This window comes from Paenibacillus phytohabitans (genome assembly GCF_013141775.1).
Taxonomy (GTDB): domain Bacteria; phylum Bacillota; class Bacilli; order Paenibacillales; family Paenibacillaceae; genus Paenibacillus_AQ; species Paenibacillus_AQ phytohabitans.
This window is the reverse complement of record NZ_WHOB01000042.1, coordinates 1-19,241: the sequence shown is the minus strand read 5'-3', so window position 1 is coordinate 19,241 and position 19,241 is coordinate 1. Positions and strand designations below refer to the sequence as shown.

Below are 19,241 nucleotides of genomic sequence, written 5' to 3'. Positions count from 1 at the left end.
TTACCGTTAAAGGCAGGAGTGAGCCAAGGTGCGTTTAGTATCCGTGAATCGGCTTCAGGCGGGAATGAAGCTGGGTAAAAAAATTTATAATGATGAAGGACTGGTTCTGCTCGCTGATGGAGTAGAGCTTACTGATGCCCTGATCAAGCGGCTCGCTAAGATCGATATCGGCTATATCTATATAGAGGATTCCGTCACGGAAGATGTCGTGATTCCCGGAATGCTGCAGGATGAGACGCGAAATCAGGCGCTCAAGGTAATCAGAAATCAATTTCAGCAAATGTCCGGCGCTTCGGGAATTACCAAAGGCTTCTACCACCTGGATAAGAAGTTCTCCAAAGTGATGGATTCCATACTGGATGATATGTCGTCTCAGGAAGATCCGATGATTATGCTGCTGGATATGCACACCGCAGACAACTATCTGTATGTGCATTCCCTGAACGTATGCCTCTACACACTGGTGCTTGGCATTGCCCATGGCTACAGCAAGGAAGAACTGCGGGTCATCGGACTCGGTTCGCTGCTGCATGACATCGGCAAGACACAGATTCCGGTCAAAATTGTTCAGAAGCCCGGGATGCTTAGTGAAGATGAATTCAAGCATATGCAGGCGCATACCGAGATCGGTTACCGGATTCTTAAGGAAGAGCCGAATATCCCGCTGCTCGCGGCCCATTGTGCACTGCAGCATCATGAGCGGATCGACGGTTCCGGCTATCCGCGCGGTCTGACTGGTCCGCAGATTCATGAATATGCGAAGTGGCTGGGTGTGGCGGATTCCTATGATGCGATGACCTCCAACCGGATCTACAAAAAAGCCATGCTGCCGCATCAGGCGGTCGAGGCGCTGTACGTCGGCTCCGGCACGCTGTATGAGCAGAAGCAGCTGGAGATTTTCAGAGACCGTGTGGCGATCTATCCTCTGGGGCTTACCGTCAAGCTTAGCACCGGCGAGAGCGGTGTTGTGGTCAAGATTGATCCCAGCATACCGCACAGACCCGTTGTACGTGTGCTTAACGGCCCGGAAGGGGAACCGGTCACCCCTTATGAGCATGACCTGGGCAAAGCCCTCTCTGTAGTCATTGTAGATGTGACTGATGGCGGAGAAATTATAGTGAAGAGCACTTGATTAGCGTTGTTAGCAGCGAGGAAAGAATACAGGTGTCCGCTTGGCTGCGGAGCTGTATTCTCAGCCTTGCTGTTTTTTTGAAATTACAGCAAATAAGCGGCAGATGCGCAGTTTTTCGCTTGTCGTGGTATGATATAGCGTAAGTTATCGTTCTTTTTCAATTGTTTTGGGTTAATAATAAGGAATAAGCATTAAAGGAGCATTAAGAAATGAGTATATTAGAGCCATCATCATCGTCAATACCTGTACAAGAGCTGTCGCCGGAGTACGATCCCTGGGATCCGATTACCTCTCTTCGCCAGCACGAGCGGCATGTGCTGACCAGCGTAGAGATGACGGTGACCAATCTGTGCAACATGCGCTGTGAGCACTGCGCAGTTGGAGACAGCCTGACTATGAAAGAAGGAGAGCTGCTGCCGCTCACCAATATGCTGCGACGTCTGGAAGAGGTAGAGCATCTGCAGACCATCAGCATCACCGGCGGGGAGCCGATGTTCCGTGCCGGAACGGTGGAGAACACCATCGTGCCGCTGCTGAAATATGCACGTGAGCGGGGGATCCGTTCTCAGATCAACTCGAATCTTACCATGCCGTATTCCCGTTATGAGCAGCTGCTTCCATACCTGGATGTCATGCATATCTCTTTCAACTATGTTAACGGGGATGACTTCCACGAGGTGGGCTTCGCGAACAGCGGGCATCCGGTCTCGAAGGAAGCCGCCTACCGGCTGTATGACACCATGCTGGAGAATTCCCGCCGGCTTAGCGAGGACGGTATGCTGATCTCGGCGGAGTCGATGATTAATTACCGTACGCATACGAAGCTCCCTGAGATTCACAAGCTGATCGGGGAGATGGGGGCAAGACGCCATGAGGTGCATCCGATGTATGCCTCCAGCTTTGCTTCCAAGCTGCCCGTATTGTCACTCCAAGAGATGAATGCAGCTATTCATTCCCTGCTGGATGCCCGGGACCCTGAGATGTGGATGCTGTTCGGCACGCTGCCGTTCTTCGCCTGCAGCTTCCTGGAGGAAGACCAGCAGCTGCTGCGCAGACTGCGCAGTGAGAAGAATGTTACTCTGCGCAATGACCCGGACGGAAGAAACCGGGTGAACGTAAATTTATTTACGGGCGATGTATTCGTAACAGATTTCGCCGATATTTCTGCATTTGGCAATATCAGCAGCACCAGGCTGGATGACATTTTCACCGAGTGGCAGACTAAGCATCCGCTGAATCAGAAAGTGAATTGCTACTGCGATGCCGCCGGCTGCTGCGGGCCCAACCTTCTGGTAGCCGACATGTATTATCCTGAGGTTGATTTCAAGACAAGAAAAGCGATCACTCTGTAGAAATGGGGCGTTATTATAGTGCATACGGAATTTGACATAGGAAGCTTAGTGCTTAATCTTTTGCTCGTTCTGGTGCTCGTATTATTGAATGGGATCTTCGTTGCGGCGGAGTTCTCGCTGGTAAAGGTCAGACAGTCACGTCTGACCCAGCTGGTCAGCGAAGGCAACAAAATGGCCGGGTATGCGCTGAAGGTCAATAAAAGACTGGATTCGTATCTGTCTGCCACCCAGTTCGGGATTACGCTCGCCTCGCTGGGACTCGGCTGGGTCGGAGAACCGGCGATCTCTGAGCTGCTGGTGGAACCGCTGATGTATCAGCTTGGCGTATCGGATCAGACCCTGATCTCTACGGTATCTGTGATTATCGGGTTCTCGATTATTACCTTCTTACATATTGTGCTGGGTGAGCTTGCACCGAAGTCCCTGGCGATTCAAAAAACTGAAGGCTCAGCGCTGCTGCTGTCCGCTCCGCTGATGTTCTTCTATAATGTGTTCCTGCCCTTCATCTGGGTGCTGAATGCGTCGGCTAATGCGCTGCTGAGGCTGGTTGGTGTTGAACCGGCCAGTGAAGCCGAAGCTGCCCATTCGGAAGAGGAGATCCGTATCCTGATGAATCAGAGTGCGAAGAGCGGGGTTATCGACAAGGACGAGATGAAGCTGATGGACAACATCTTCGAATTCTCCGATCTGCTGGCCCGTGAAGTGATGCTCCCGCGTACGGATATGGATGTACTGTACAGCAATCTCCCGCTGGAGGAGAATATGCGGATCATTACAGAAACGAAGCATTCCCGGTATCCGGTAGCCTTCGAGGATAAGGACCGGATTATCGGCTTCATCCATATTACAGATCTTCTCTTCGCACCGCTGGAGCAGCAGAATGACCTGGCTTCACTGGTCCGGCCGATTCTGAATGTGCCGGAATCGATGGAGATCAGCCACGCGCTGCGTCTGATGCAGAAGAACAAAGCCCAGCTGACCCTGGTCGTAGACGAATATGGCGGGACCGCGGGGCTGCTGACCGCCGAAGAGATTCTGGAAGAGATCGTCGGCGATCTGCATGACGAATTCGAGGATGAACGCCCGAGTGTGGAGCACAACGGAGAATATATTTCCGTTGAAGGCCGCATGCTGATCGAAGACGTGAATGATCTTACAGGCGTCATCATCGAGGATGAAGAAGTGGATTCGATTGGCGGCTGGCTGTTCAAGGAGCTGGAGGGGAATCCGTCCAAAGGCAAACAGGTGGTGGTCGGCGACGTCACCTTTGAGGTAGAGGAGTCCACCCGGCTGCGGATTACCCGGATTAATATCCACCGGGCGAATCCGCCGGAGTCCGCAGAGGATGCAGAAGATACGGAAGAAGATAAAGATTAAGCAGGGCAATTGCTGAAATGAAGCAGTTAAATTGTAACAGGGTACATTGGCAGCCGCTAAAGGCTGCTGGTGTGCCCTGTTTTTTTGCAATTGCGTTCTGATATCCCTTAGAGCTGTCATAAATTAGTTACGAAGGTATCTATCAGATATTACATTCATGGAACGATGCTCATCAAACTTTGAGGAGGAATGAAACTTTGAACTCCCAGGAACGTGTATGGACACCGTATAGGGGACCGTTTGATCCCTGTCCGCCGGTGCCGTTCAAGACGTATGTAGTACCGCCGAACCAATTCATTAATTTTCAGCCCCCGAATCTGCCGCAGTTCTCCCTGCCGGAAGCGCTGAAGTACGGAACGCTGTGGCCCGCGCTGTTCAGCCCGTATGAGTCCAAGTCCAAAGGAGGGAAGTAGGCGATGGAAGATAATCCTTGCGAACCCCGCTATTACGAAATGCTGGAGCAGCTGCAGGTGCTCGATTTCGCACTGGTGGAGCTGAATCTGTACCTGGATACCCATCCTGAGGATCTGAAGGCCATTGAGCAATTCAATCAGCTGACCTTCGAACGCACGAAGCTGGCCAACCAGTTCCAGGAGCTATACGGCCCGCTGCAGAACTTCGGACGTGCGTATTCCAAATGTCCGTGGGAATGGAGTCAGAGTCCCTGGCCTTGGCAAGTCTAGCGGCCCGGTCAGGAATGAATAAGCCTAAGGAGGGGGAAGTGCACGAATGTGGATTTATGAGAAAAAGCTGCAATACCCGGTACGTGTCGGCAAATGCGATGTGCGTATGGCACGTTATCTGATGGAGCAATACGGCGGGGCGGATGGAGAACTGGCGGCGGCTCTGCGGTATATGAATCAGCGGTATGCGATTCCCGATAAAGTAATCGGCGTATTAACGGATATTTCGACTGAAGAATTTGCTCATTTGGAAATGATTGCCACGATGATCTACAAGCTGACCAAGGATGCGTCTGTGCAGGAGCTGGAGGCTGCTGGTTTAGGTCCGAACTATGCCCAGCGCGATCATGCGCTGTTCTACCAGAACTCGGCAGGAGTACCGTGGACAGCTGCCTACATCCAGGCCAAGGGTGACCCGCTCGCAGATCTCTACGAGGACATCGCGGCCGAGGAGAAGGCCAGAGCTACATACCAGTGGCTGATCGACATGACGGATGATGTGGATCTGCAGGACAGCCTCAAGTTCCTGCGGGAGCGGGAGATCGTGCATGCGCTAAGATTTAAGGAATCTGTGCAGATTCTGATTGAGGAACGGGATAAGAAGAAGGTGTTCTGAGGAGCTTAATCCTGCCCAAAATACAACATTTCGCTCATGAATTCGAGCCTAACCGGAAATTGTTGTACAAAAGGCAGGATTTCTGCTTGTCTACGCGGCTATGCGGGATAATTGTTGTATTTCATACAGGAATCCTCGCGAACAGCCTGGTATTTTGGGATCAAAGCTGCAGAACATACAACATTTAGGATACATACCTAAGGGGCTGTTCCAAAAGCCATGAAATGGCTGGTTGGATAGCCTCTTTTTTTCTGTAGCTAACTCCCTGCCTTTGTGCTGACCTGCCGTGCGTCCGGTGCCAGATAAGAACATCTGTGAGATAATACAGCTACTGATGTTCAATCTGGCGCAGGAAGCGGAAAGCGGAAAGGGGGGCATAATGGTTATGGCAATTGAACGGTGGCGCGGATTCATCCGGGCCTGGCGGGATTATCCCTTCCCGGAAGGGGCTGTGATTGGCGGGAATTATACAATAGAGGCTTTGCTGGGAGAAGGCAGCTACGGGCTGACGTACCTTACCCGGAATCCTGAAGACGGGACGCCTCTGGCACTCAAACAGTCCAGACCCAGTAAGAAAGCGGTTGGCCGGGCGATGCTGGCCAGGGAGAGTGCTATTCTACGGGTAATGGAGCATCCTAACATTCCGGCTTGCCGTGATTATTTTGAATATAAAGGTTCGAATTGGCTGGTTACCGATTATATTGCGGGGAAGACGCTTGAGGATCTGATCTTTGATGAGCAGTTCGTCTACGGTGAGCGGGAATGTCTGGCCACAACACTGAAGCTGATGGAGCGGGTTGCCCATGTTCATTCGCGCGGATACGTTCACCTGGATCTGCGGATTCCCAATGTGATTCTCCAGAATGAAGACCTGTACTTAATTGATTTCGGATTGGCAGCAAAGATTGGAGAGGCGGATACGGCACAGCAGCCGCAGAAGGGGAAAAGGAAAGGGAAGGATATGCCGGAACGCAGGCCGCCGGAAATCGCCTCGGATTTGTACGATGTAGGACAACTGATGCTCTTCATGCTGTATTCCGGTTATCATCCTCAGCAGGGAAAGGCGGAGCGGACCTGGAGGGAAGAGCTGGAGCTGTCGCCGGGAATGCTGCAGATGCTGTCCCGTCTGCTTGGAGAGCAGGAGGCCTATACGGACACAGCTGTATTTATACGTGAAGCCCGAGAATTGTATAAGAGTCTGCTGCGTTAATATCTGTTCAAAAAAAGGCGCCCTCAGCCAAATGCTGACAGGCGCCTTATGAATGTGTAGGAAGTAATCAAGCTGACATCAGCTTGAACTGCCGTAACGGTTCTTATAGTATTTATGTCCGGTTCCTCCGCGGCGGGCATCTGAAGAGGAATGCCGTTTGTATCCGTGGCTGCTGCTTGAATGCCTTCTGGAGACTGGCCTCCCTTTATTACTGCTCGAATGTCTGCGGTGTCCGCCATGTTTGGACTGCTCTACGGAGTGCAGGACTTTACCAAGAATTTTCTTAAACATCTTGTTTCCTCCTCTTAGGTTGTAGTAGCCATTGCAGTGCGGCTTTAATCGTTAGTTACCCTTAACTACGGCCTCCGTACCCGGCAGGTTTCAATAAAAAATAAACCCCGTCCATTTGCGGCGGGGTTGTTTGTATACCAAGCGTAATGAGTGCAATGATAATGTTATTCAATATAACTCTTCATTGCCTGATACATACTGACCGCGTATTCATCGATCTTATCGCGTGACATCCGCAGCCGGTCCACTGAAGTGCCATAGCCGATTTCCTGCAGTCCCTCCGCTAATCCCTGGAAGATTCCATCCGTGAACGCATCTAACGGTTCGCCGTGCACATGCAGCCCGCTTCCGCCGAGATCCGTGTTCACTGCCGGAGGCGCAATTTCGATGACTTCTACAGATGTATCAGAGAGCTGGAGTCTCAGACTCATGGTGAATGAATGAAGCGCCGCCTTCGTCGCTGAATAGATCGGGCCAATGGCAAACGGTGTGAAGGCCAGGCCGGAGGTGACGTTGAGGATAGCCGCCGCTTCCCGTGCTTCGAATAATGGAGCGAATAGCATAGCCAGATGAAGAGGGGCTTCAAGGTTAGTTGTGATTTCTTGATTGAAATAAGCCCAGTTGTTTCTCGCATCTGCTTTGAGTACATTGAAGCGCTGCTGGGTCCCCGCATTGTTCACTAACACATTCACTTCCGGATAGTTGGCGGTTACCCAGTCGAACAAGGCGATACGCTCGGATTCGATGTTCAAATCACTTACACGGGTAATCAGGCCGGGGAACTTGTCCTTGGCATCCTGCAGGACCTGTTCACGCCGTCCGGTAATGATGACTGTATTTCCGCCGCTGATGAAGCGTTCGGCAAAAGCGAGACCGATTCCCGAGCCTCCGCCAGTAATAAGGATTGTGTTTCCTGTAAGTTTCATTTTTAGAACCTCTTCTCCATTATTTTGATAAATAATTTGTATAACGGGCAATTTTCTTGTCGATGCCCTGCAAGGATTCTGTCATGAGTGCAATTTCCTCCAGCACAGCCTGCTTGTGCTCTTGAAACATTCTAAGCCGGAGTTCAGTCGTGCTGTCCCCTTCTAACATCCAGTCCACATATTGCCTGATACTGCTGATGGGCATATGCGTATTTTTCAGATAAATAATGATCTTGAGGAATGCAATACGATCCTCCGAGAATATCCGCCTCCCGGCTTCATCACGCTCCATCTGTGGCAATAAACCCTTTTTCTCATAATAACGGATCGTTGATTCCGGAATTCCTAACTGGGCTGCAGCTTCGCTAATGGAAACATATTTCATCTGGAGACCTCCATGGGGTTGTTTACTTGTCGACAGGAATAGGATACGACTTAAACCATGGTTTAAGTCAATCTATTTTTTTGGAGGGGGGAGATGATTTATGGAAATGCAATAAAAAACATTACTAATGAACTACATCTTCGTACCCTTGAACTGCATCTTCTTACCCTGGTAATTTAAGTATGCGAAAGACGCCTATAACTCATAAGGGTTTAATGTACTATAATAACAAAAAATGTTATATAAGTATAAACTATTTAATACTGTTGCCGATAAAACATAATATATATTCCAATTTAATGAAATTATACATATTTATTTAAATTTTTAATTGATAGATTCGTAATCCAAAATTCCTATCCAGTGTTAATGAAAAAATGAGTAATCAAGAAATGTTAACTAATCCAGGTACAAAGACCCCCGGGGATTAAAGCAAACTACCCGGTAGGCAAGCTGAAGTTATTAAATCCAGTCAACCTTCGGGAAAATCAACATTCTCATGGTTTACTATCATTTCCATTCGAAAATTTTATAATTAATCCAAAATCCCGTTTTAATTACATATAGTATAAATTCGGATTTGACTACATTACAAAGGGTGCAAATGATGAAGGCAGAAGTCTTAGAAGAAAAGAGTACTCAGCTCAACGAAGAGGAGAGGATTAGGAAAATCGATACTGGGCTGCACTGCTTAATTCTGGTAGCTAATTACCATAACATCTCAGCAGATTACGAGCAGATTAAACATTCTTTTGCAATTGATGATGATGGGATGAATACGTTGCAGATGCTTAAAGCATCCGCAGAATTAGGTCTAAAATCTAAGAAGGCAAATGTTCAGCTGAAACGATTATTCAAGCTGCCATTACCTGCGGTGTTGATTACCAAAGAGGGGGAGTTTCTGGTTCTCGCTAAAGTGAACGAAGATCAATTTCTGATTTTCGATCCGCTGATCGGTAAACCGTCTTCTCTTTCCACACAAGAATTGATAGGACAGTGGAGCAATGACATCATTTTATTCTCTCCTAAAGTGAAAACGGAGCACACGGAAGAGTTCGGAATCAAGTGGTTTCTACCTGCGCTATGGAAGCATAAAAAGATACTTGCGGAGGTCCTGCTGGCGTCTCTATTCATTCAATTATTCGGGCTTGTATCTCCTTTAATTACTCAAGTCATTATTGATAAGGTACTAGTACACCATGGACTCTCGACCTTGAATGTGCTGGCAGTTGGTCTGTTTATTATAATCATATTTGAATTAATTCTGGGAATCAGCCGTACATATGTCTTCACCCATACGACCAGCCGTGTGGATATAACTCTCAGCACAAAGCTGTTCAGTCATTTGTTCCGCCTCCCCTTATCCTATTTTGAGAACAGAAGAACAGGTGCAACTATTGCCAGGGTCCGTGAATTAGAGAATATTCGCCAATTTCTTACCGGATCGCCTTTTACGGCTGTACTTGACCTGTTATTTATTGTTGTATACATAGCTGTCATGTTTGCGTACAGTTCTAATTTAACATTTATTGCGTTGGGTACGTTGCCTTTATATGCTCTGCTGTCTTTAATCTTTACTCCATTACTGCGTAACAGGCTCGAGGAACGATTTCAACGCGGTTCAGAATCTCAATCCTACCTAGTTGAAGCGGTGTCCGGAATTCAGACGATCAAATCATTCGCGCTTGAGCCCATTTCGCAGAAGAAGTGGGAAGGACTGCTATCCAATTATACGAGAGCTACATTTAAAGTACTCCTGTTATCCGGTACGGCGGGTTCTCTTGCCCAATTCATACAAAAAATCTCTAATCTTGTTATCTTGTTCTATGGCACACATTTGGTTCTGGCAGGGACAATATCTGTCGGACAACTGATTGCTTTTCAGATGCTCGCCTCACGTGTAAGTGATCCGGTATTACGGCTGGTACAAATGTGGCAGGACTTTCAGCAGACCGGAATTTCCATTAACAAATTAAAAGATATTTTTGAGGTCAAGCCGGAACCGGCGGTCTCCGTATCCAAAACTAGGTTGCCTCGGATTCAGGGGAAGATTGCCTTTGAGGCTGTCACCTTCCGCTATAAAGTGGGTGGCCCGGAGATTATAAGAGATCTGTCTTTTGCTATTCCGCCAGGAACAGTCGTGGGAATCGTAGGTCGAAGTGGTTCCGGGAAAAGTACGGTATCGAAGTTAATCCAGCGGCTCTATGTGCCTGAGTCCGGTAAAATTCTGATCGATGGGGTAGACATTTCTTTGGCTGATCCCTCATGGTTACGCCGACAGATCGGTGTCGTACTGCAGGAGAACTACTTGTTCAGCGGAACGATCCGGGAGAATATCGCTTTAAATAACCCGTCTGCCCGAATTGAAGATATTGTGCGGGTGGCTAATTTGGCCGGGGCACATGACTTTATTATTGAGCTGGCAGAAGGCTACGATACGATGGTTGGCGAACGGGGAGAAGGGTTATCCGGCGGCCAACGTCAAAGAATAGCTATTGCCCGGGCATTGCTGTCGAACCCGCGAATTCTTATCTTCGACGAAGCGACCTCCGCGCTGGATTATGAATCAGAACGCATCATTCAGAATAATCTGCAGAAAATCTGTGCGGGCCGTACAGTAATTATTATCGCGCACCGGCTCTCTACACTCAGAACAGCCAGTAAGATTATCGTGCTGGATAAAGGACATCTAATTGAAGCTGGATCACATCAAAGCTTGCTGGCAAACAAAGGGCTGTACCACTATCTCTACAACCAGCAGGAGAGGGAATAGACATGTTTGGACACAAATCGGATCGGTTAGAATATGAGTTTTTACCTGCAGCAGTGGAAATTGAAGAAACTCCTCCGGCGCCACTTGGACGCTGGCTGATTTGGACGATCATTATTTTATTTGTTATTGTACTGGTTTGGTCATACCTGGGGAAGGTTGATGAAGTAGCGGTGGCCCGTGGAAAAGTCATTCCGGATGGCCGGACCAAGGTGCTGCAGCCACTTGAAGGGGGAACTATCAAGGAAGTTATGGTAACCGAAGGGGAACATGTAGAGAAAGGGCAACTGCTTATTGAACTCGATTCTACGACTTCTGAGGCGGATATTCAGGAGATGGTCAAGCAACTATATGTAGCCAAGCTGCAAAAGGCGATGCTGGAAGCAGAACTTGCAGGCAAAGCATTTGATGGGATAGAACAGGGAGAAACTCCCCTGGCGGGTTCTGCTGTTGATGAAGAGGAAGTGCTGCAAGTGCAGATGCAACTGCGTGAGGCAAGGGATGAGGAGTTTGACAGTAAGATTAAAGCAGCGGAACTCGTTGTATCCCAGACCCGGCAGGAGCTTCATTTGGAACAGTCCGCGCTGGAGTTAGCCAACAAAGACTATGCGCTCGCCTTGATGAAGTCACAAAACGGTGGAGATGAGAACTTCACGGAAAGTGCGGATCTTCTCCAGGCAGATAATGATTTGAATAAAACATTACTAGAGATAGATTCCCAGGAAAAGAAAATTGCCAAAGCAGAGGATGCTCTGGCTGAAGCTGAAGAGAACGTTATCTCCATTCAGAAGCAGCGCAACAGAACTGTTCTGGATGAACTTGTAGAAAATGAAAAGACCTTGTATACTCTCGAGTCCGAACTCACCAAAGCAGAAAAGCGCTTTGAACTACAGCAGTTAGCTTCACCAGTAGATGGAACTGTGCACGGGCTGTCTTCTTTTACCATTGGTGGTGTGGTGACTTCAGCGGAGGACGTCATCTCGATTGTACCGGACGATACGCCTCTAATTATAGAAGCAACTATCGCCAATCAGGATATTGGATTTATTAAAAAGGGTCAGGCTGCCAATGTGAAGGTAGATACTTTTCCCTTTCAGAAATACGGATACCTGCAAGGTGAAATTATCTATGTGAGTCCGGATGCCTTTGAAGATGAGAAGCTTGGACCTGTCTTCAAAGCTAAGCTCAAAGTGATGTCTGCGGAGACATCTTCCGGGAATCAGATCCGTTTGAGTCCAGGGATGTCTGTATCCGTAGAGGCAAAGACAGGGCAAAGACGAATCATTGATTTCTTCCTGTCACCACTCAAAAAAGTTGCGGAAGAGAGCTTCACGCTAAGATAACAACAAAGGGGAAGTACGATGAAGAAGCTATTTGCAACCAGTATCCTATTGAGCATGCTTATCACTCTATTGTTCTGGCCGGGGGCCTTGTCTGCTCAAAGTAAGAATGTGGTAGCCGGTACTGTGGGGAAAGTAAGTGTTAACAAAAATAGTTCAATCGAGATTATCGAACCTTACTTAGTGCAGTGGGGCAAGAATAATGTGCTGTCCTTCAAGGTTCGGCTATATAACGGAGGCGGAGCCCCTCTGGATTTGTTGAGATATGGAATCACAGTGAAGACAAATGCCGGAAATCCGGGGAATGCCATTCAGGTTAAAGAATCTCAGACAAATACAAAGGTATTGCCGCAATCCAGCAGAGACTTCACTTTCTACGCAACAGTTCCTAATCAGACACAGCTTACCAGCGTGCAATTTGATGTGAAGGAGTGGAATATTGCTTATGCGGGCTTCAGTAAATCGATGGGTACAATTAAGATACCAAGTAATTATTCGAATATTGTAGCATCTGGTGACAGCAAAATATCAGTGCTGCAGAATAATCAAATCCGGATATCACTCAGTGATTTCTTTAGTTATGAAACAGCAAATGACCGGATGTACACTCTGACACTTCTTGATGAGAGCTGGGGAACACAGCCGGTTGAGCTTCCTAAATACAGCTATTGGCTGCAAGCAGAATCAGGTGACCTGTATCCGCTTCAGACTGATGGCAGTGATGACGGTATATTGAACCCTAAGGAAAAAGCTGCTTTTGATTTGTATGCGACCATTCCGAAGGCATCCAAAGCCAAAAACTTCAAATTACTCCTGACTACGACAGAAAACAGTCTGAATTTGACACTTCATGCTTTTAAGCTGGCACAAGCCAGAGCTTGGACATCAGTTCCTGTAAACATGGAGAAGGGACATTATATCAGACCCGATGAAGATCAATTCTCTCTGCAAGTAGACCCGCTATACATAACCGAAACCGATTTGCCTCAAATGGATGTAGGAACAACAATCATACTTAAAAATAATAATAAACTCAGTGTCGTTACACCGAGTCTGGCTTATTTCGTTGAAGTAAACCATATTACCTATGTGCTGACTCCAAGCGATACTACAACTGAGAAAAGACTGGAAGCTCTTGAACAACTGAAAGTATCTCTTTCTGCGGATATGCCTAAATCGTTAAGCAAATACAATATGAACCTGATTATTGCCAAAGTACTGAGCGGTGATGAGCATCCAGTGTATAAACCACTATTGAAAATACCGCTTAACAAAGCCGCAGAAGTAGAACAAACCAAAGTAGATAGTATTACCAAGACGGCACTCAAAGACGGTTCACCGTATTCAATAAGTGTGAGTAACGTCATGGGGTATATGGACGGGAAATACCAAATAGTCGAAGGTACGATTACTCTCACAAATGATGGTCAGCAAAAAATTGAATTACCAGAGTTTAAACTTAAGGGTTCTGTTGACCAGAAATACAGCTATGAAGGGACTTTAACAGATACTCAAACGGTGAATGGTTTAAGTCCGCAAGATCAGATGAGCCAGACTTTTCAGGTACAGCTTCCTAAGAACGCAGGACTGCAGGATTTTAAACTGTCATTGGAAGAACCTTTTTTACAGGGGAATGATAAGTTGTATCGGCCTGTTGCCTCATTTAGCCTTCAGGGATTACAGAATTCGCAGATGACAGCGAAGGATTGGGTGTATTTCTCAACAAAGAACGGGGATTTCAAAATTAAAAGGATATCAACTTACCGTCTGCCTGTAGATGGGGAAGATGCAGTTGTGACAGAATTTGAATTATACAGCAGCTCCCGTCAAAACGAAACGTTACCTGAATTTAAGGCAGCTTATACTGTGAATCATACTTCCATAGAGGCCCAGCAGCTCGTGTTGGATAAAGTAATCAGTACTTCACCGGATACCGCAATCTCCTTGCAGGTGATCGGGAAAGTACCGTATTCAATGAGCACAGGTGAGGTGAATATGCTGCTCAAAGTAAATGAAGATGGGGCAGAGCGGAGCATTGGTCAATTTCTGATTGATAGTATGGATACAGTGCCACAATATGATGCTAATGATATCTATTCCCTGAAGATCGCTGGCCGAGAATCAGAAACACAATTGTATAAAGTTCTGGTGTATCCCGGAATGAGTGAAGATCTGGTGGAAGTACAGATGATTCAGAGGAATAATAACAAAAGAACCTTAGTTCATAATCCCTTATATGGTTACTTTCAGAGCAAGGATGGAAGCTATTACCCTCTGGATTATGAAACAAATGCTGAACAGAATGTGAAGTATGGAAGTGTGTCCATTCAATCTTTAGCTGGCAAAGTGCCTAAGGGTACAAATCTGGCGGATTTAAAACTGCTCTTTGGTCTAGCGATCAATGATAAAGAAATCGCCGGAACCAGCGGTAATGCAGGTTCCTTTGTCAGACCTGCGTTTTTCACACTAGTAGAGGATACGGGAACTGCAGCTGCTGGACTTATCGGTATGAATGTGGGTCCTTATAGTCTGGATATCTCGAATCCGCAGACCAAACTGGTCTCTGGTTACAACGGAACAATGGAATTCACGGCAAGCTTAACGAAACAACTGTCGTTTGACTCATTTGATACAGAACACAAAATCATCATTCAATTAGAAAATGCAGGAGAGATCATCACGACGAAAGAATACGGATTAAATACGGCGGAAGATACAAGCAGCTTCACTCTTCTCTCCAGAAAATACAAGATAGAGGGTATTTCAACAAACCTCACCACACCTTCTCTGCAAGTGAAGGTGTACCTGAGCTATAAGGGGGAGAAGAAACTGATCGGTGAGCAGGTGGTGGGGGTGAGTTTTCAAAAATAATAGCTAAAATAGGGGATTTTCATGATTTTTAAAATTTGAAAAGCGGAAATTCTTTTCAATAACTGGTATGAAACTAAGGGGAGTTTCTTATTGAGAAAAATAACAGGGTCACATGTTTTTTGGATTGCTTTAATTATTATTTTCTTCTGGATGTTTATGCAAACAATTGGAGTATGGGCATTATTAGGCTTAGATTTATCAATAAAACGCATATCAACAAACGAATCTCAAATAGCTGAGAAAACGCAAGCGTACCTTGAAAATAAATACAAGGAAAAATTTATTATTAACGAAGTTCAGCCTATAACTCCACAGGATGAAGTGTATTTGAGTGTGTCTCCGGTATCAAATAGTAAAATTCATTTCTCCGCTGTATATACTAAGAAAAGAGGTGAGCAAATTATCAATGGAGATAATTATATGCTTATTAAATGGGGGGAAGAGGCAAAATCTCTTTTCGATCCTTTAATAGCTAATATTATATCTTCAAATACTTTCTTTAAAGTTAGTTTACCAGCGAGGAATATTTTTGAATACGGAGACATTACTTTACCGTTAAAAGAGGTAACAAAGAAATATCCGAATTTATTACTAATAAGCATAGATGTTTATTATCTAATGGAAAAGGAGCAAGTGACTCAGTTTAATGATGAGATCATACGATTGGAGGAAAATTTAAATAAAATGAATATAAGTAACATTAGGTTGTATGTACTTATGTATGATCGATCATATTTTGGTGATATTAATCGGTTTAGGGGAATTGCTGAAGAAGATATAACTGGGATACTCAACTCAAGACGCGCGCTAATAAAAGAGATTTATTTGGACATGGATGAGCCTAATTCATTAAATGAATTACAAACCAAACTACAAAAAAAGGGGTATGAGAATGGTAACTGAATTAGAGTATCTAGAATTGTGTGAAATGATATATCCTGGAAAAGCTCCGGGTAATGAGGACACAGATGGTATCTCTATGAATAAAACGATTAATAAAGATTTTTTGGGAGGAGAATCTAGCTGGAATTATTTAGGTAGAGTTTATGACGGTGTTGGACTTTACTGTGCAGCTCTGCGGAATGTTTCTGAGAATGAAATTACATTTGTTTTTAGAGGGTCAAACAGTTCCTTTTTTGATCTTGACGGGGACTGGTTGGGAGAAAATGCTAATTTGAATTGGAGCACACATCAAGTCAATCAATCTAGAAGATTGGTTAATGCGGTACTTGAAGAGTATGGGGATCAATCTAATTATTCCTTCACTGGCCATTCATTAGGAGGGAAATTGGCCCAAACGTTATTAATCGAAGGGATTGAAGGACATTTCGGAGAAAATGTGAAAAATAACTTTAAAAAAGCAGTTATTTTTAATGCAGCTCCTACCCATAATGGTGATTTAAATGAACCCAAACTTTCTCGGAGTAAAGAGGATTATCCTGTTAATCACTACATTCTAGACGGAGAAGTTTTAAATTCGTTTGTTCCTGGTAAGCATTTTGGAAAGCAAACTGCACTTCCGTTGTCAAACAAAGTAGGAAATGGTAGCGATCCTCTTTCTAGGCATAGTAGATTCGATATGTTTAAATACTATATGTCTAAAAATGGTAATTTATCAACTGTTGAAGTTAATGGAATGAATGGGGAATACAATGAAATTCTTCATGGTAGAGACAGTTCTGACACAATTACAGGCTATGGTGGAAATGATACATTATTCGGCGAAAAAGGATCAGATACTTATAGATTTTTTAAAGATGATGGACAAGATATAATTATGGAAGTAAACGACAGTAAAAGTAATATGGATAAATTAGTTATATATGGACATTCATACAATAATACATTCATTAAATTTGCTATAAATAAAAATTATGGGAATTATAATTCTGTAATATCAGTTATTATAACTTTTGGTGGATCGAGTGATAGTATCACATTAGAGTACAGCAAAAGTACTAATAATTCCTATTCAGCATCTGTGGAACAAATTATTTTTGCAGAAGACAATAATAAAATCATTTGGATGAAGAATGAGATATCAGATGTCGTAAAAAACTATAAACCTAAATATAATGTTCCTATTGAATTGGAAAAAATAGTAAATCCAGAAAAGGCATATATTGATCCTGTTGTCCTTGATCTCGACTCTAATGATAATAACAATACAGTAGGTGTAAATGATAGCAGTGTTTATTTTGATCATAATGGAGATGGATTTGCTGAGAAAACGGGCTGGGTGAATCCCGAAGATGGCCTCTTGGTGAGAGATATCAATAAGGATGGCTTAATTAATAATGGCTCTGAGTTGTTCGGGCAATATACAGTGCTAAAAGATGGACAATTAGCCAAAACAGGATTTCAAGCCTTGCTTGATCTGGATGCTAATGGTGATCAGGTCATTAACCAAATGGATGCTGACTTCCAGCAACTTCAAGTCTGGAAGGATGTAAATTCAGATGGAATAACGGATAAGAATGAATTATTTACGCTGAATGAACTTGGTATTACAGAGTTGATATTGAAGGATCATGGAAACCTCTATTTAGAGGATGAATATACGGGTAACAGTGAAACTGGACAAGCTTCTTATGCAACTAATGATGGTGAAGGCCACTCCATGATTGAATATAGAATGAAAACAGCACCTTACGATACGGTGGCAAATGAATGGTTGGAAGAGCCAGAGGTAATTCAATTGTTGCCTGATGTAGCGGGCAGTGGGATTTTATATAGTTTACATCAAACGATGATGAGAGATGCCAGCGGTCAACTTAAACTCTGGGTACAACAATTTCAGACAGAAACAGACTTGTTGGTTCGTAATAACCTGCTTGATCGAATGATCTATAAGTGGACTGGTGCAGATCAGGTGGAACCTGATAGTCGTGGAGGGATTGTTGACGCACAGAAGCTGGTTGTTATCGAGAAATATTATGGTGTCAGCCAACCTGGGTATGTTCCACCTGGTGATACTGCCGGGACAATTCTAGAATTTTATAACGATATTAAAGAAAATGTATATGCCCAGTTAATGGCACAGACCCATCTGGCATTTCTTTATGATGAAGTATCTATTGTATGGGGAAATGATAAGTTTGTTGTGGATTTGTCGGGAGTGCAGACTCGGCTGCAGTCTTCCTTACTAGGTGGAAGTAGTTTAGCCAAACTGCAACTTGGAGAGTTCATGCGCACGGCCAAGCAATTGTATAATGCGGATGCTATTGGACTGAGTAAGTTTGGAAACTATTTTTCGAGTCAAAATATTGAATGGGCCTGGATCGTAGAATCGAATTTAAAGAGCAGCATTATGGGTACTTCCCAAGGGGAACTATTAACAGGGACTGAAGGGGACGATGCAATCTCCGGTGGCGATGGAAATGATATTCTCAATGGGACTAAAGGAAACGATGCGCTATTCGGTGGTCTTGGCAATGATACATATATGATCGGCAAAGATAGCGGAACTGTTCAAATCTATGAAGAAGATGCTACAGCAGGGAATACAGACAAGATACTGCTTGGTGATGGTATCTTACCAGATAACGTGAAGTTGAGAAGAGATCAGAATGACCTGATAGTATCTATAGATGATAGTGCTAACAAGATAAATGTCAGGAACTTTTTCAAGAGCGAGAAGCAAAGAATTGAAAGTATTGTATTTGTCAACGGGAACATCTGGGATGTTGACTACATATTAAATCATGCGTTCACTGAAACTAATGGAACAGATCAACTGGATACTTTCTACGGAACATCAAATAACGATAAATATAGAGCAGGTGCTGGTGACGACACCGCTTTTGGAGGAGCGGGCCACGACACCATAATGGGTGAAGCGGGCAATGATTATCTCGCCGGACAATCCGGCAATGACACTTTAGATGGTGGAACAGGTAATGATTATCTTGATGGTGGAATCGGCAACGACACCTACATATTCGGCAAAGGGTATGGCAGCGATACAATTATAGACAGTGATTCTACTGAAGGTAATTACGATCGGGTGTTATTTAATGCTGGCTTGTTGCCTAGTGAAATAACCATCGTACGCAACGGAACTAACCTGGAACTGGTCGTTACAGGGACTAGTGACAAACTAAAGATTATCAATTATTTCGGAGCCACTAGTAGTGTTGTTGAAGCGCTAAGTTTCTCTGATGGAACGGTGTGGGATTACAACTATGTCTTGAATAATGCTATAACTCCTGCGGTGGGAGCGGCAGGAGTTACGTTAACAGGTACGAGTGGAAATGATGTTTTGCAGGGTGGAGTGGGGAATGACAAG

General features: G+C 45.0%; 15 protein-coding genes. 12 read left to right on the top strand and 3 right to left on the bottom strand.

Annotated elements, in window-relative coordinates; genetic code table 11:
- Positions 1-28: 28 nt before the first annotated feature.
- The 7 genes from GC101_RS15510 (at position 29) to GC101_RS15480 (ending at position 6,370) form a co-directional block, all read left to right on the top strand.
- Positions 29-1,132, top strand: coding sequence for an HD domain-containing phosphohydrolase (locus tag GC101_RS15510; RefSeq protein ID WP_171717962.1), 1,104 nt, complete (start codon positions 29-31; stop codon positions 1,130-1,132).
- A gap of 209 nt (positions 1,133-1,341) precedes the next feature.
- The gene (yfkAB, locus tag GC101_RS15505) at positions 1,342-2,484 is read left to right on the top strand and encodes a radical SAM/CxCxxxxC motif protein YfkAB (protein ID WP_171717961.1); all 1,143 of its coding nucleotides are present in this window, start codon (positions 1,342-1,344) and stop codon (positions 2,482-2,484) included.
- Between the two features lie 18 nt (positions 2,485-2,502).
- Positions 2,503-3,861 (top strand): hemolysin family protein, encoded by a 1,359-nt coding sequence (locus GC101_RS15500; RefSeq protein WP_425497147.1) that lies wholly within the window; start codon positions 2,503-2,505, stop codon positions 3,859-3,861.
- 197 nt (positions 3,862-4,058) lie between these two features.
- On the top strand, positions 4,059-4,274 hold the full coding sequence (locus GC101_RS15495; protein ID WP_042135306.1) for a spore coat associated protein CotJA: 216 nt from the start codon (positions 4,059-4,061) through the stop codon (positions 4,272-4,274).
- A 3-nt stretch (positions 4,275-4,277) separates the two neighbouring features.
- Entirely contained in the window at positions 4,278-4,544 is a 267-nt protein-coding gene (locus GC101_RS15490; RefSeq protein WP_171717960.1) for a spore coat protein CotJB, read from the top strand.
- A gap of 46 nt (positions 4,545-4,590) precedes the next feature.
- Positions 4,591-5,160 (top strand): manganese catalase family protein, encoded by a 570-nt coding sequence (locus GC101_RS15485; RefSeq protein ID WP_171717959.1) that lies wholly within the window; start codon positions 4,591-4,593, stop codon positions 5,158-5,160.
- A gap of 385 nt (positions 5,161-5,545) precedes the next feature.
- Positions 5,546-6,370 carry a serine/threonine protein kinase gene (locus GC101_RS15480; RefSeq protein WP_171717958.1) on the top strand — a complete coding sequence of 275 codons (825 nt, stop codon included), beginning with the start codon at positions 5,546-5,548 and terminating at the stop codon, positions 6,368-6,370.
- A 78-nt stretch (positions 6,371-6,448) separates the two neighbouring features.
- On the opposite strand, the gene GC101_RS15475 is transcribed toward GC101_RS15480, so the two are convergent.
- The 3 genes from GC101_RS15475 to GC101_RS15465 form a co-directional block, all read right to left on the bottom strand.
- Positions 6,449-6,661 (bottom strand): hypothetical protein, encoded by a 213-nt coding sequence (locus GC101_RS15475; protein ID WP_042211670.1) that lies wholly within the window; start codon positions 6,659-6,661, stop codon positions 6,449-6,451.
- Between the two features lie 164 nt (positions 6,662-6,825).
- Complete coding sequence (locus GC101_RS15470; RefSeq protein WP_171717957.1) at positions 6,826-7,587, bottom strand: SDR family oxidoreductase; 762 nt, start codon at positions 7,585-7,587, stop codon at positions 6,826-6,828.
- Positions 7,588-7,606: 19 nt separating this feature from the next.
- On the bottom strand, positions 7,607-7,972 hold the full coding sequence (locus GC101_RS15465) for a MerR family transcriptional regulator (protein WP_171717956.1): 366 nt from the start codon (positions 7,970-7,972) through the stop codon (positions 7,607-7,609).
- A 604-nt stretch (positions 7,973-8,576) separates the two neighbouring features.
- On the opposite strand from GC101_RS15465, the gene GC101_RS15460 reads away from it, so the two are divergent.
- The 5 genes from GC101_RS15460 to GC101_RS15440 all read left to right on the top strand — a co-directional run.
- Positions 8,577-10,745 (top strand): type I secretion system permease/ATPase, encoded by a 2,169-nt coding sequence (locus GC101_RS15460; protein ID WP_281365889.1) that lies wholly within the window; start codon positions 8,577-8,579, stop codon positions 10,743-10,745.
- Positions 10,746-10,747: 2 nt separating this feature from the next.
- Entirely contained in the window at positions 10,748-12,085 is a 1,338-nt protein-coding gene (locus GC101_RS15455; RefSeq protein ID WP_171717955.1) for an HlyD family type I secretion periplasmic adaptor subunit, read from the top strand.
- Positions 12,086-12,103: 18 nt separating this feature from the next.
- Positions 12,104-14,953 carry a hypothetical protein gene (locus tag GC101_RS15450; RefSeq protein ID WP_171717954.1) on the top strand — a complete coding sequence of 950 codons (2,850 nt, stop codon included), beginning with the start codon at positions 12,104-12,106 and terminating at the stop codon, positions 14,951-14,953.
- 90 nt (positions 14,954-15,043) lie between these two features.
- On the top strand, positions 15,044-15,856 hold the full coding sequence (locus GC101_RS15445; RefSeq protein ID WP_171717953.1) for a hypothetical protein: 813 nt from the start codon (positions 15,044-15,046) through the stop codon (positions 15,854-15,856).
- A partial coding sequence (locus GC101_RS15440) for a calcium-binding protein (RefSeq protein WP_281365888.1) occupies positions 15,846-19,241 on the top strand: 3,396 nt, incomplete at its 3' end. The genes GC101_RS15445 and GC101_RS15440, both read left to right, overlap by 11 nt.

Coding starts and splice junctions, on each gene's coding strand:
- yfkAB (WP_171717961.1), top strand. CDS start 1,342: ATGAGTATATTAGAGCCATCATCATCGTCAATACCTGTACAAGAGCTG.
- GC101_RS15490 (WP_171717960.1), top strand. CDS start 4,278: ATGGAAGATAATCCTTGCGAACCCCGCTATTACGAAATGCTGGAGCAG.
- GC101_RS15485 (WP_171717959.1), top strand. CDS start 4,591: ATGTGGATTTATGAGAAAAAGCTGCAATACCCGGTACGTGTCGGCAAA.
- GC101_RS15480 (WP_171717958.1), top strand. CDS start 5,546: ATGGCAATTGAACGGTGGCGCGGATTCATCCGGGCCTGGCGGGATTAT.
- GC101_RS15475 (WP_042211670.1), bottom strand. CDS start 6,661: ATGTTTAAGAAAATTCTTGGTAAAGTCCTGCACTCCGTAGAGCAGTCC.
- GC101_RS15470 (WP_171717957.1), bottom strand. CDS start 7,587: ATGAAACTTACAGGAAACACAATCCTTATTACTGGCGGAGGCTCGGGA.
- GC101_RS15465 (WP_171717956.1), bottom strand. CDS start 7,972: ATGAAATATGTTTCCATTAGCGAAGCTGCAGCCCAGTTAGGAATTCCG.
- GC101_RS15460 (WP_281365889.1), top strand. CDS start 8,577: ATGATGAAGGCAGAAGTCTTAGAAGAAAAGAGTACTCAGCTCAACGAA.
- GC101_RS15455 (WP_171717955.1), top strand. CDS start 10,748: ATGTTTGGACACAAATCGGATCGGTTAGAATATGAGTTTTTACCTGCA.
- GC101_RS15450 (WP_171717954.1), top strand. CDS start 12,104: ATGAAGAAGCTATTTGCAACCAGTATCCTATTGAGCATGCTTATCACT.